Origin of the sequence: Brucella sp. JSBI001 (genome assembly GCF_026014005.1) — a bacterium.
GTDB lineage: Bacteria > Pseudomonadota > Alphaproteobacteria > Rhizobiales > Rhizobiaceae > Brucella > Brucella anthropi.
Genome location: NZ_CP110339.1, coordinates 2,150,711 through 2,163,341, shown reverse-complemented (window position 1 = coordinate 2,163,341; position 12,631 = coordinate 2,150,711). Strand labels below are relative to the sequence as shown.

The window sequence follows — 12,631 nt, the reverse complement described above, 5'->3', positions numbered from 1 at the left end:
ACGACCCGATGCCGATTAATGTCAGTTGATCGGCGCGGCCAGGATGCCGGATAGGATATCGGCGGGGCTTCGGTCGGCATCGAAGCGGCGCCAGGTAATCTCACCTGCGTTCCTTTTCAGCTGTCGAGAGAGGATGTCGACCGTTGCGTCAGACGGGCCACCGCGCCGTTGGTCGACGCGGCGCCACAGCACGTCGGGAGAGACATCCAGCCAAATGCCGATGAATGGCACATGCTGTTCCATCGCAACTTTTTCGATACGAGTGCGATCCGCCGGTCTATCGAAGACGGCATCCGCGAGGACGGTTCCACCCCCGGCGAGGATGAGCTCTGCACGCCATACCATCTCACCATATACTCGGTCGGAGACTTCCGGCCGATACGCCTCCTCCGGCAGGCGCGTTTCCGGCGGTACTCCGTGCAGTGCCTTGCGGATGCGGTCACTCTCCACGATGCGGGCTCCCGGCGGCGCTCCGATATGGGCGGCGAGCGCCTCGGCGATCGTGGTCTTGCCCGAACCGCTCAGCCCGCCAATGGCGATGAGGCGGGGAGGGCGCTTCTCGAGCAATTCCATGGCAAGGTCGAAATAGGCACGGGCTTCGGCGCGCAGGCAACCCGACAGATCGCCGCTTTTCAAGATTTGCGTGCCGGTGACATGGGCGCGCACTGCGGCCCTTATGGCCATAAGGAAAGGCAGGAGGGCGAAACCGTCCTCGTTGTCCGTCTCATCTAGATACCGGTTCATCACCAGATTTGCGAGTTCCGGGAAACCACGGTGACGCAGGTCCATAAGCAGAAAGGCCAGATCGTAGAGCACGTCCACCGTCGCGATCTGGTCGTTGAATTCTATGCAATCGAACAGGCAGGGCTGGCCGTCGAGCAAGCAGATGTTGCGCAGGTGCAGGTCGCCGTGGCAGCGTCGCACCTTGCCGCCCACCTCACGTTGGTTCATAACATCGGCGTGCTGCGAAAGCGTCTCTCGGAACACGCCGTCTAGAATAGTAACTTCCTCTTCGCGGAAGCAATGGCTGGTGGCAAAGCCAGCCTTGTTGATGTCGAGTACGCTCGCGAGATTTTCGGAGCCGCTGCCGCTATGCACAGCCGGGGCTTGGGAGTGAAAACGGGCGATCATGCGCGCAGTCTGAGTCATCAGTTCGGGCGTCAACTTTCCGACCGCGGCCATGCGATCAAGCAGAAGAGACTGGTCGAAGCGTTTCATCTCGATCACTGCTTCGACCAGTTCTCCGTCTCCATCCAGCGTAAGCCGACCTTGCATATTGCGCACAATGCGCCTGACACCGACATAAAGCCCCGGCGCCGTGATGGAGTTGAATTCGACTTCCTTCAGGCACGCCGCGAGCCGCAATTTTGGCGTCGAGAAGTCGACATAGGGTAACTTGACAGCGCGCTTGATCTTGAAGGCGCAGTCGCCAGCAAGAATGATCCGGGAAATATGCGTGTCGATGATCTCGACGGACTCGGAAACTCCAGGCTTGCCGATATCGGTCAAAAAGGCGATTGCATCAGTTTGGTTTGAAATACCCAAGAACCTCTCTCCAACGTTAGGGGCTGCCAGCACCGCATGCATCTGACATCCTGCAAACTGATCGCACTGATATTTTTTATATCGTCCGCGCTTTTTTAAAGTTTAGCATTGTCGCAGGGGAGGGCATTGACCCCGGTCAAACAGCAGGAAAGCATTTATCCACCATATGGCGGACAGTTTTAAAGCTACCTCCTACGTTGCAGGCCTCCCGATCCAGGGCAGGGACAAACAGAGCCCCTTCCTCAAAAATCCGTTGATCACGGAAAGGTTCTTCATTTCGGGTGCTTACGGCTTTCGGCTTGATTGAGCGAACCACGTTTCTCTGAGTGCCACCTGACCGATCGTCGGTGGTATGGATCTTCAGCTTTCGTCAACTCTTGTCCCTTGCATTTAAAAGAAGTGTTTTCAAAGCCTCACTTGCCATAAATCAGAGGCTTGCAATCCGCTGTCAGCACAATGCCGCCCTTAAGTGGCCTGGGCGGGATAATTATGATGCAAGCGACTTGGCGAGCTAGCGTGTGCCGGTTCCGAGGACGAGCATCTTGGAGCCAAAGTGCAGATGCGGCTCGTCTTTTTTGCCAGTTTTTGATCCGCGTCAAGGAAAGAGGGCGCCAAACGGGGTTTGCTGAGGCCTTTGTTGGATTGAACTGGATCGGGTGAAGCCAGGCGAACGAAGCGTTTTCAGGCGCGACCGGCCAAGTGATGGACCCGGATCGGCGAAGATATCCGACAGGCGGTTCCACTGTCCTCTTGCTCTAGTGCCTCCGGAGAGACCCCAAGGTTGAAGGGGCGTAGGCAGCGGTTCCTGCGAACATTTGTTCAACTCCAAGGAGATCAGCTATGGCCGAAGCTGCCACCAAACTACCTATTACCAAATCCGCTGCCCCCGCAACGACCGGAGAGCGGATGCCCTTCGAAAACCTGCGCCGCGAGATCGATCGGCTTTTTGACGATTTTCGGCCGTTCGACTGGCGCCTGCCGTCAAAGGTTCTGGGTTTCGAGGTGCCGCGCATCTCCCGCGCCGAATGGCAGATAGCTCCTGCGATAGACCTCGTTGAAAAGGATGATGCTTATGAGATCACGGCGGAACTTCCTGGCCTCGACGAAAAGAACGTCGAGATCAAGTTGTCCAACCACACGCTGACGATCAAGGGCGAAAAGAGCGAGAGAAAGGAGGACAAGCAGAAAGACTACCATCTGTCCGAGCGCCGATACGGTTCATTCCAGCGCAGTTTCCTGCTTCCCGACGGTGTCGATAATGACAAGATCGACGCATATTTCGCCAAGGGCCTTCTCACGGTGAAGTTGCCCAAGACCGTCGAGGCAAAGAGGGCGGAAAAGAAGATCGCGGTTAAGGGAGAGTGATTTCGTTTCCATGGCAGCGATGCGATCCGCCGACGCGCCGCTGCCATGGTCCATGTTCGCAAAAAGAGGAGATGCCAAATGGGCGCTACATCAATCGTTAATTTCACGCAGGCTGCACAGCAGGCACAGCAATGGGTTAAGGAGCTTGCCGATCAACTGAATTGGGATGAACGCCGAGCCTATCGTTTGTTGCGATGCGTTCCGCAGACGTTGCGCGACTGGCTTCCACAGGAAGAGATGGTTGATCTTTCGTCCCAGCTCCCCGTCCTTGTCCGCGGTGTCTATTTCGAGGGCTGGAAGCCGCTCGAAACGCCCGTGTGGGAGCGCAAGAAAGCTGATTTCATGGAGCGTGTGCAGGAAGCCTTTTCCGACGATCTCCTGAACGATCCAGACCGTGCGGTTGCGGCCGTTTTTCGGCTGCTGGACCGGCATATTTCGCATGGGGAGATCGTCCAAGTCCGGAACTCCATGAAAAAGTCTCTGCGCGAATTGTGGCCAGCAGATTGAAATCATGTTCCGGGACCGCAACGAAGCAGGGCGAAAACTGGCCGGTGAGCTTGCCAAGCTTAAGCTTGTCGATCCAGTTGTACTGGCGCTGCCGCGCGGAGGCGTTCCTGTTGCGGTCGAGATCGCCAATGCGCTGAAAGCGCCGCTCGACCTTATCATTGTCCGAAAGGTGGGCTGTCAATCGGAACGGAATATTCACCCCCTTTACTTGTCCAATATTGACCCCCCGATTACGGATTAGCACTTGGCCTGCCCGACGCTGGCCGGGGTTGCAAAGGGTAGGCCAAGTGCGGGTGATTAGCTGTTTCGGCTTTAGCTTTGAGAGCGGTTTTTAAAGCGCCATGAATCGTTGCCTGTCTCTACGATTTCGCAATGGTGCGTCAGGCGATCTAAAAGTGCAGTTGTCATTTTTGCATCGCCAAAGACGGTCGGCCACTCGCCGAACGCCAGATTGGTCGTAACGATAATCGAGGTTCGCTCGTAGAGCTTGCTTATAAGATGGAACAGCAACTGCCCGCCTGCCTGAGCGAATGGCAAGTACCCCAGCTCGTCGAGAATAACAAAGTCGAGACGGTTGAGATATTCTGCGGTCCTGCCTTGCTTCCCGTTGCGTGTTTCAGTTTCAAGTCGATTGACCAGATCAACCACATTGAAGAAACGGCCACGTGTGCCATTGCGAATGAGTGCGCGCGCAATGGCAATAGCCAGATGGCTTTTTCCTGTTCCCGTGCCACCAACCAGAACGACATTTCTTTGATCGCTAACAAAAATGCCTGTGGCCAACTCGCGAACCAAACCTTCGTTGATTGGGGTGCCGGTAAAGTCGAAGTCCTCAATGTCCTTAGCAAGAGGTAATTTGGCTATGCTGAGCTGGTATCGAATGGAACGTGCTTGCTTTTCTGCAATTTCCGACTGCAACAACTCACCCACAATACGTGGCGGTTCGTGCTGCCGTTTTATTCCATTCCCCATCACCTCATCATAAGCGCTGCGCATACCATAGAGCTTCAGCGTTCCCATGAGTTCAAGTACCTGCGTGCGTTCCATCAGCTTGCCCTCCTAAGACTGTCATAGCGTGAACAGTCGGCGATTGGTTCATGCATCAATCGAAGTGCGTCGGGGAGTTGGAGTGTGGGAGTTGGAGCCGGGTCTCGACTGCGTGCGAGAATGTTGATGATAACTGCCGCAGAATACACGTTATGATCAAGCGCTTCCTGACATGCAGCATCGACATTAGCCAATCCGTCGGAAGGTACGCATGCGAGGATGGTGACCATCTGCCGATCACCATCGTGAGCGCTCTGCAAACGTTTGCGGATTTTCTCCATTGCGGCTGGCAAAACCCAATCGCGGAAAGGTGCGCCATTGCGTAGAGCGCCAGGTTTTCGAGCAAGAACAGGCACATAATGCCATGGGTCGTAGATCGTTTCACCTCGATGAAAGCTACGCGTATGCTCTGCGACCTTCACACCATCCTGCCGTATGACGATCCGATCTGCATAGGCATGAACTTCTACAGGACGACCAACTGCAGTTGAAAGAACCGAGTATTTATTGTTGTCAAAACGGACGGTGCAGGTTTTTGATATCGACGCTGGAACACAGTGAAAGCCGTCGAAGGGGCCAATATATGGTACAAGACTTTTGCGTTCTTCCTCAAATACCTGCCAGATCATGCGCTGGGTTTGTTCAGGATGGCGGTGTGCTTTTGCATAAGCGATACATTTATCGAGGAGCCAGACATTGAGTTCCTCCAAACTTTTGACCCGTAAACGCGGTGTAAAAAAGCGCTCTCGAACCAAGCCAACCTGGTTCTCAACCTGTCCCTTCTCCCAACCTGATGCCGGAGTACAGGCAACAGGCTGAATAAGGTAATGACTGCACATTTGCTGGAACCGACGATTATACTGCCGCTCTTTCCCAACAAAAATGGCATCAACAGCCGTTTTCATATTGTCGTATATACCGCGCGTACAAGCGCCACGGAAAAACACAAAAGCCTTATCATGTGCATCGAACACCATTTCCTGGCTTTCGCGCATGTAAGCCCGCGCAAACATCATCCGGCTATGACACAATCGAACGTGCGCAACCTTGATTGTCGTCGTCACACCATTGAGCCGAATAATCTCATGGCTCCAATCGAACTGATAAGCTTCGCCTGGCGCGTAATAGAGCGGAACGTAGGCGTCACTCGCCACTAATCCGCGCTTCTTAGACCAGGATTTGGCATAGCGGCGGACGGTGTCATAGCTGCCTTCATAGCCCAGCGACCGAACTTCTTCATAAATGCGGATAAGCGTCAACCGCTCACGAGATGCCTTACCTTCGTTGGAAACAAGAAAACGTTCAACGTCTCCTTTCCAAGGCTCCATCCTCGGAAAGGGCTGATGTTCACGTTTGTAACAAAACTCCGTCGCATCAGATCGCAGTATTTTGCGAACCGTATTACGAGAAACATGAAGCTCTCTGGTGATCTTCTTTACCGACCAGCCTTGAACATGGAAGGCGCGCCGGACACGAGCAATCGTATCCACTCTTTTCAACTCCCTACTCCATCCGCTGACTAAAAGTCAGATCCTCGGATGAAATCTAGCGGGGGTCAAAATTGAATAAGTATTCGCCCGCTAGTGGGGTCAATATTCCACGCCGAAACACACAATGGTGCTGAAAGCATCATCGAGCAGCACCATGTCGGCCGCTTCGCGCGCCACGTCGGTACCTCTGCGGCCCATGGCGACGCCGATATTGGCTTTGGCTAGCGCTGGCGCATCGTTAACACCATCGCCGATCATGGCGACCACCTGGCCTTGGCGCTGAAACCGGTCGATCAGATTGAGTTTCTGCTCTGGAGTCACGCGCGCAAAGACGTTGCAGTTGACTTTTTTATCACCTCCGACTTCCGATGTTTCCTCAAGCTGAGGCAGTTCTGTCCCGATTGTCACAACTGCATCGGGTCCTGAAATGCCGACAGCACGGGCGATGCTGAGCGCTGTGCCGGGATGATCGCCGGTCGCCATCACGACGCGGATACCGGCACTGCGCAAGGCAGCCACAGCTTCCGAGATATCGTGCCGTGGAGGATCGCGAAAGGCCACAAGACCGAGAAAGGAGAGACCCCGGGCAGCTGGTTTGTTCAGCTCTGCAACCGGATCAATGGCGACCGCGAGCACACGCAGGCCATCGGCCGCCAGACGCTCGGCATGAGCGAACCATACTGCCCGTGTAGTGTCATCCAGTGCCTCCACCTCGATACCGATCCGATCAGCTGACGCCAGCACTTCTTCCGGCGCACCTTTGACGGCTGCCAAGTGGCCATCGTCGTGGCGGTGTATAGTCGCCATTCTCTTTGTCGCCGTGTCGAAGGGTTCTTCAGCGACTTCCGGATAGTCGTCGAGCTGCTCGCTGCGATGGAGGCCTGCAAAACCCCCGGCACGCAGGAGTGCCACTTCCATCGGGTCTCCTGTGCCAGAAGCGCCATGGCGCTCATATTCTGCGTTCGAGCAGAGCACCCCAATCAGTAGTGCGCGCAGCAACCCCTGATCGTTGGCGGGATCGATCGGTTTCTCGTCTTTCAGAAAAATGGCGCGCGAGTGATCAATCGTGAACTCGCCCGAAGGGGTTATGACTCTCTCAACCTCCATCCGGTTCTCGGTCAGAGTACCCGTCTTATCGGTAAGAATGAGCGTCGTGGAACCAAGCGTCTCCACTGCCGCCAGGTTCTCTACGATTGCGTTGTTTGCAGCCATTCGCAGCATGCCACGCGCAAGTGTCAGTGTGGCAACGATAGGCAGACCTTCTGGGATCGCCGCTACGGCGAGCGCTATCGCCGTTTCCACCATCACAAAGATGGGCTTCCCGGAATAGACACCGGCCGCAGCCACTGCGGTGGCAAGCACGAGTGTGAGCAAGATCAGATGACGGGAGAGGAGCGCCAGTTGTCCCTCCAGTGGGGATTCGCCACTCTCGGCCCCCTCGATAAGATCGGCGATACGTCCGATTTCGGTGGCCTGTCCTGTACCGGTAACAATGGCCACTCCGCTACCGCGCACGACATGCGTGCCTCTGAACAGCACGGCGCTCCGATCGGCGAGCACAGCCAATTCGGGATTGACATCGACACCTTTGTCTACCGGGAGGGATTCACCGGTGAGTGCAGACTCGTCAACGCTTAATGCTGAACTGCTTGCGCATCGCATATCGGCCGGTACGACATCGCCGGCTTCGAGAATCACTACGTCACCGGGTACAAGCACGTCGGCGGGAACCTGACGGGATTGGCCATCCCTTCGCACGCGCGCGTTGCGTGTCACGAGTTGCCTCAGCGCTTCCATTGAACGCAAGGCCTGTCGCTCCATACAATAGCCTATGGCCGCATTAACCACGAGTACGGCGGCAATTGCCGCGGCCTGTTTCCATTCCGCATATACGAGCGAGAGCACCATCGCGGTCACGAGCAAGACCACAACGGAACTGGCAAACTGCCGCAATATCAGAGCCAAGTCGGTGACGGGCTTGCGCGCAGCAACTTTGTTCGACCCAAATAGGTCAAGCCGCCGGTCTGCCTCCTCCTGAGTCAGGCCAACTGTCACGTCCACATCAAAATGGTCGGCAACAGCCGCTACCGGGAGGGCGTGCGAGCGGAACGGCAGGGTGCCCGCCTTGACGGATACGGGTTCCATAAACAGCTCCACTTTTTGAGCATGGACGCTCGCGACATACTGAAATCCATGAGCCAGACTAACCTGCCTTGAAAGCGGGTTACCTTGACCTGGGTCAAGTGCCTCCGGGTACGTACAAACCAGAGCTGAGTCGATGCCGGTCTGTTGAGGCACAGCACTGTAATCGGCGTGACACGGCAGCAATGCTGGCCTTCCCAGTTCTAATGCCACAGTTCACAGACCCGGTGAATGAATTTGATCGATCTTAATCCATTCTGTCGGTAAGCCTATTCTTGTCGGAGAGCGGTCGGCCTGTATTGGCGTTCAGAGTTGCACTGGGCTATCTGTTCTTTCCTGCATTTGGGCCAAATCAAGGCCCGATAGCCTTACATATGGAAAAATGCGGAACTGGGCCGTCTCGCGCAAGGAGGAAATGCCCTTGTCCCTACATCGTTGTGCTCGGTGCCGGCCTTGGTGGCGTCATGGCCTATGAAATTAAGGAGAAGATGTCGTCGTCCGACAAACTGACGGTCGTCAATCTTGGTTCGGTTTATTCTTTTGTCCCGTCCAACCCACGGGTGGCTGTGGGTTGGCTTAACCCAGAGGTAGGGCGAAATATAGTTTCAATATCAGTCACTTCTACGTGGACAATCGAGCTTCAAATGCTGCCTCACGCTTGAGCGAAAGATATATTTCTGCTGATGTCGGGAAGCACGGCCTAGGAGTTCATTTGGAAAATATGAATTTTGCTTCAAAGCCGTCTTCCTTGCCAAATGCAGGGGAGAATAGCTCTAACCGACCGCCTGCTCCACCTGCAATTGTTTTGGCAATGGCAAGACCAAGCCCCGCACCACGCACCAGAGCCTGGCCGCGCTCGAACGGCTCGCTCAACCGAGCCAGTGTTTCGGGAGGCACGGTGGGGCCGGCATTGATAACACGTAAAACACCTTCGGCGGTTAGAAATACGCTGATCGGCATATTCTGTGCGCCGTGTTTGAGTGCGTTTTCGATCAGGTTTCGCGCCAGTATGGCAAAGGCATCCGCATCTATGCTCTTAAGCACCGGGTAATCAGGGAGAGCCAACTCAATGCGACCGACAGCATCGGTAGATCCGTTGAACTCGCCTACAACTAATCGAAGGATTGCAGCAACATTTACTGGCTTGTCGGCAAGGAGCCGTCCGCCCTCGGCTCTTGCCAACTGCATCAGCTTTTCTGTCAAGCGGGAGAGGCGGCGCAGCGCTGTTTCCATGTCCTGCGCACGTTCGCGCGTGGTGGCATCGGGCGCTTCGATGATCAGTCTTTGCGACTGAGCGAGCGCCGCTGCCAGTGGGGTACGCAACTCGTGGGCCGACTTGGCCGCAAGACTGCGTTCGGCTTCCAGAGTCAGTTTCAAACGCTCCAACAGCCGATTTACTGCTTTGGCGACAGTGTCAATTTCGGAGGGAAGGCCATAGACGGCGACCGGATCAAGATCTCCGCTGCCACGTGCCTCGATCTGATCGCGAAAACTGCGCACCGGAGCCATGGAAAGACGTACGATGAGCCAGACACCGATCAAGCCAAGGAGGACGGCTAGGGCGAGAGGTACGGCAAGCGTGTATAATATGTGCTTCGCCGTTTCGCGTCGGTGGGAGAGGGGTTCAGCGACAGTAATTGTGAGGCTACCCTGCATTGCGGCGTCGGAGTAGAGCCTGTGAGTTGGCGTGCTGCTGAAACCCATTATTGAATAGGGCGGAAAAATGGTCACATCCGCATTATGTGAACGCATCTGTACGGTTCCGGCTGCGTCACGGACCACATAAGTGAAATATTCGTCGTGCTGGCGCAGGGTGGCAACCCGCTGTTCGGTGTCGTCGGCATCGCGTCCCAATATCTCAAGCGCTGCGACTGGCAGAATGCGCTGCGCCGTTTCTTCCAGGGCGCTGTCAAAGGCCATATTCAGTTCGTGGCGCAGAAGCTGTGCTGTCACAATGGTGGTAATGACCCACAGCAGGGTCGCACCGAGTCCGAGCCAGAGCGAAAGCCTCCATTGCAGGCTCTTTGGTTGTATCATTTCGCGTTTCCAAGCCGATAGCCGATGCCGCGAACCGTGTCGATGATCCCGTGCCCAAGCTTTTTACGGAGGCGGCTGACATGGACCTCAATCGTATTGCTCTCAACTTCCGACCCGAAGGCATAGAGCCGGTCTTCGAGTTGCGACTTGGTCAATGCAATGCCGGGTCGCTGCAAGAAGGTTTCCAGCAGCGCCCATTCGCGGCTGGTCAGTTCAATGGTGCGTCCCCCTTGCCTCACTGTCTTGGCGGCCAGATCGATCTGGAGGTCGCGCATTTCGACCAAAGGGTTGGGATTGCCGCTATAGCGTCGTGCAACAGCGTTCAGTCGCGACGAAAGCTCTGCCAGATCGAACGGTTTGATCAGGTAATCGTCGGCCCCGGCGTCAAGACCTTCGATCCGGTCGGAAATCTGATCCAGCGCCGTGAGAATAATGACTGGCGTGACGCTACCTTTGGCGCGAAGATTGCGCAAAAAATTGATACCCAGCCCGTCGGGAAGCATCAGGTCCAACAGGATTAGGTCGTAGACTGCCGAGCCGACATGCTCGGTTGCGTCGTCGAGGCGGGTCACCCAATCCACAGAATGGTTGACAGCGATATGATCGCGAACGGCCTTGCCAAGGATTATATCGTCTTCGATCAACAGGACGCGCATCCAATAGCACCTTTTATTCGATAGAAAACCGGAACCCGTGTCGTCTGGTCAGATGCGAACATATTCTAACTGAAGCCGTAAGCTGTCATTCCTCTGACGTCATATCCTTGCCAGCTTCAGCTGTTCGTCAGAAATGGCTGGCATTGTTCTCTTCAAAGCGCATTGATCAGGAACAATGATATGATGGTAAATTACCTTGCGGCAATCTCCTTTTTAATGATCGCAGCAGGAAGCGGCGTGGCGCGAGCCGATGATGACTGCCATGTATCGATGGACAAGTGGCAATCCAGGGACGCGGTTCACGCAATGGCTACTTCTCGCGGCTGGACCGTGGCGCGGATCAAAATCGATGACGGCTGTTATGAGGTCCGTGGCTCCGACAAAACCGGAATTGCTTTCAGGGCTAAAGTTGATCCCGCTACGCTTGCTATAGTCAAAATGAAACACAAGGATCGCGAATACGATCACGACGATGACCGCCACCGCAAATCAAGACATGACGAAGAACAGCGGTCAGGCGCTGTGCCGGACACGCCCTCCAGCCCCTTGCTCGAGAAAAACTCACTGCCAAATGTCGTCGTGAAATAAGCCATCGCGCTTACCATTGAGAGCGCCTTCATCCAAGGAAAGACTTGTTATGCCTCGCAGTCCTGATCGTTATTCAAAAAGCATGGTTGTGATTCACTGGCTCACCGCCGCGTTGATCCTCGGAGCATGGTTCACGTCGGTGGGTGGACGCAGTCTGGCGGAGAATCCGCCTTTCTTGCATTTTTCTCTAGGGCTTGCCGTACTCGTGCTTGTGTTACCTCGTCTCTTTTTGCGGCTTTCCGGTGCAGCGCCGTCAGAATCTCCGGCGCAAGGCACACTTGCCCTTGCGGCAAAGGCGGGCCATGCAATCCTCTATTTGCTGCTGATCGCCTTGCCGCTCAGCGGCTGGTATGCCGCCTCGCGGATGGGAGTAGCGATATCCTTCTTCGGTCTTTCCGTGCCGGCCATTACGGCCCCAATGCAAGGCTCCCCCGGATTGATCGCCGAATTTCATGAGAATGCCGGCACCATTATTCTTTATCTGGCCGGCCTTCATGCGCTGATAGCGATATGGCACCAGTTCATTCTTCGCGACGGTACACTTAAGCGTATGTCGTTGCGCCGATAGCTGGCGGATTTACTGTAAATGCTTGACGCGGCGGACCTGCTGGCAGGTCCGCCGTTTTCGTTTATCGCGGTTTGGAGCGGTTCATTTCTTACAAAGCGCTGAAGCAGAAACCGCATCGGTGTCAGGTGGTGTTCAGCTCTTCTTGCGAGAGTAGCGGGCATAAGCGCGGATCGATCGAGGTCCGCGTGCCGTTTCTTTGAAAGAGGCAGACTGGCATGAAAGCACTTCTTGCAGCATTGGCAATGACCACGGCGCTTACGCTTCCGGATATCGCAATGGCCCGGCCCGTAACACTGACAACGACGCTGAACAGTTATGGCGGTGACGGCGCGTATCTCGCTTATTACATCATGGATGCTGAGGGTAAATATGCCGGTAGCCTTTGGATGGCTGGCGGCAAATCCAAATATTACGAACACCTGTCCGGATGGTATCGTGCAACGGGTGGTAATACGAGCGAGATCAACGGTATCACCGGCGCGAGTGTCGGTGCGGGTCGTACGCTTGAAATCACAGTTGATTTGGCCGACGCGTTTTTTGATGCGGGCTACACATTGCACGTCGACGCTGCTGTGGAAGACATGCGCGACAGTCCCAATGAGGTGGTTATACCACTCACATCCGGCGGTGCGAAAGCTCCAGTCAAAGGACGACGTTACATCGCAACAGCCGATTATTCTCTATAA

Annotated in this window: 12 protein-coding genes; 6 read left to right on the top strand and 6 right to left on the bottom strand. The window is 55.3% G+C overall.

Going from position 1 to position 12,631, the window contains the following annotated elements; translation table 11 throughout:
* Positions 1–21: 21 nt before the first annotated feature.
* Positions 22–1,587: an AAA family ATPase gene (locus LJ361_RS10185; protein WP_264813460.1), complete on the bottom strand. Its 1,566-nt coding sequence runs from the start codon at positions 1,585–1,587 to the stop codon at positions 22–24.
* Positions 1,588–2,385: 798 nt separating this feature from the next.
* Here LJ361_RS10185 and LJ361_RS10180 point away from each other — a divergent pair.
* From LJ361_RS10180 to LJ361_RS10170, 3 genes are all read left to right on the top strand, one after another.
* Complete coding sequence (locus LJ361_RS10180) at positions 2,386–2,910, top strand: Hsp20/alpha crystallin family protein (RefSeq protein WP_151576625.1); 525 nt, start codon at positions 2,386–2,388, stop codon at positions 2,908–2,910.
* Positions 2,911–2,988: 78 nt separating this feature from the next.
* Positions 2,989–3,417, top strand: coding sequence for a DUF2267 domain-containing protein (locus tag LJ361_RS10175; protein WP_264813459.1), 429 nt, complete (start codon positions 2,989–2,991; stop codon positions 3,415–3,417).
* Positions 3,418–3,421: 4 nt separating this feature from the next.
* Positions 3,422–3,658: a hypothetical protein gene (locus LJ361_RS10170; protein WP_413775049.1), complete on the top strand. Its 237-nt coding sequence runs from the start codon at positions 3,422–3,424 to the stop codon at positions 3,656–3,658.
* Between the two features lie 71 nt (positions 3,659–3,729).
* Here LJ361_RS10170 and istB read toward each other — a convergent pair whose 3' ends face one another.
* The 5 genes from istB to LJ361_RS10145 form a co-directional block, all read right to left on the bottom strand.
* The gene (gene istB, locus LJ361_RS10165) at positions 3,730–4,464 is read right to left on the bottom strand and encodes an IS21-like element helper ATPase IstB (RefSeq protein ID WP_036589688.1); all 735 of its coding nucleotides are present in this window, start codon (positions 4,462–4,464) and stop codon (positions 3,730–3,732) included.
* Positions 4,464–5,963, bottom strand: a complete 1,500-nt coding sequence (gene istA, locus LJ361_RS10160) for an IS21 family transposase (protein WP_036589690.1) — start codon at positions 5,961–5,963, stop codon at positions 4,464–4,466. Before istA ends, istB begins: the two co-directional genes overlap by 1 nt.
* A 90-nt stretch (positions 5,964–6,053) precedes the next feature.
* On the bottom strand, positions 6,054–8,099 hold the full coding sequence (locus LJ361_RS10155) for a cation-translocating P-type ATPase (protein ID WP_264813458.1): 2,046 nt from the start codon (positions 8,097–8,099) through the stop codon (positions 6,054–6,056).
* Positions 8,100–8,804: 705 nt separating this feature from the next.
* Entirely contained in the window at positions 8,805–10,133 is a 1,329-nt protein-coding gene (locus LJ361_RS10150) for an ATP-binding protein (RefSeq protein WP_151576647.1), read from the bottom strand.
* Complete coding sequence (locus LJ361_RS10145; RefSeq protein WP_036586921.1) at positions 10,130–10,789, bottom strand: response regulator transcription factor; 660 nt, start codon at positions 10,787–10,789, stop codon at positions 10,130–10,132. Before LJ361_RS10145 ends, LJ361_RS10150 begins: the two co-directional genes overlap by 4 nt.
* A 180-nt stretch (positions 10,790–10,969) precedes the next feature.
* Between LJ361_RS10145 and LJ361_RS10140 the strand changes: the two genes are divergently transcribed.
* The 3 genes from LJ361_RS10140 (at position 10,970) to LJ361_RS10130 (ending at position 12,631) form a co-directional block, all read left to right on the top strand.
* Positions 10,970–11,377: a PepSY domain-containing protein gene (locus tag LJ361_RS10140; protein WP_241084532.1), complete on the top strand. Its 408-nt coding sequence runs from the start codon at positions 10,970–10,972 to the stop codon at positions 11,375–11,377.
* A gap of 49 nt (positions 11,378–11,426) precedes the next feature.
* Positions 11,427–11,945, top strand: a complete 519-nt coding sequence (locus tag LJ361_RS10135) for a cytochrome b (RefSeq protein ID WP_241084533.1) — start codon at positions 11,427–11,429, stop codon at positions 11,943–11,945.
* 215 nt (positions 11,946–12,160) lie between these two features.
* Positions 12,161–12,631, top strand: coding sequence for a DUF2271 domain-containing protein (locus tag LJ361_RS10130; RefSeq protein WP_151576649.1), 471 nt, complete (start codon positions 12,161–12,163; stop codon positions 12,629–12,631).

Excerpts from the sequence above, each read along its gene's own strand:
- LJ361_RS10185 (WP_264813460.1), bottom strand. The coding sequence starts at position 1,587 with ATGCATGCGGTGCTGGCAGCCCCTAACGTTGGAGAGAGGTTCTTGGGT.
- LJ361_RS10180 (WP_151576625.1), top strand. The coding sequence starts at position 2,386 with ATGGCCGAAGCTGCCACCAAACTACCTATTACCAAATCCGCTGCCCCC.
- LJ361_RS10175 (WP_264813459.1), top strand. The coding sequence starts at position 2,989 with ATGGGCGCTACATCAATCGTTAATTTCACGCAGGCTGCACAGCAGGCA.
- LJ361_RS10170 (WP_413775049.1), top strand. The coding sequence starts at position 3,422 with ATGTTCCGGGACCGCAACGAAGCAGGGCGAAAACTGGCCGGTGAGCTT.
- istB (WP_036589688.1), bottom strand. The coding sequence starts at position 4,464 with ATGGAACGCACGCAGGTACTTGAACTCATGGGAACGCTGAAGCTCTAT.
- LJ361_RS10155 (WP_264813458.1), bottom strand. The coding sequence starts at position 8,099 with ATGGAACCCGTATCCGTCAAGGCGGGCACCCTGCCGTTCCGCTCGCAC.
- LJ361_RS10150 (WP_151576647.1), bottom strand. The coding sequence starts at position 10,133 with ATGATACAACCAAAGAGCCTGCAATGGAGGCTTTCGCTCTGGCTCGGA.
- LJ361_RS10145 (WP_036586921.1), bottom strand. The coding sequence starts at position 10,789 with ATGCGCGTCCTGTTGATCGAAGACGATATAATCCTTGGCAAGGCCGTT.
- LJ361_RS10140 (WP_241084532.1), top strand. The coding sequence starts at position 10,970 with ATGATGGTAAATTACCTTGCGGCAATCTCCTTTTTAATGATCGCAGCA.
- LJ361_RS10135 (WP_241084533.1), top strand. The coding sequence starts at position 11,427 with ATGCCTCGCAGTCCTGATCGTTATTCAAAAAGCATGGTTGTGATTCAC.
- LJ361_RS10130 (WP_151576649.1), top strand. The coding sequence starts at position 12,161 with ATGAAAGCACTTCTTGCAGCATTGGCAATGACCACGGCGCTTACGCTT.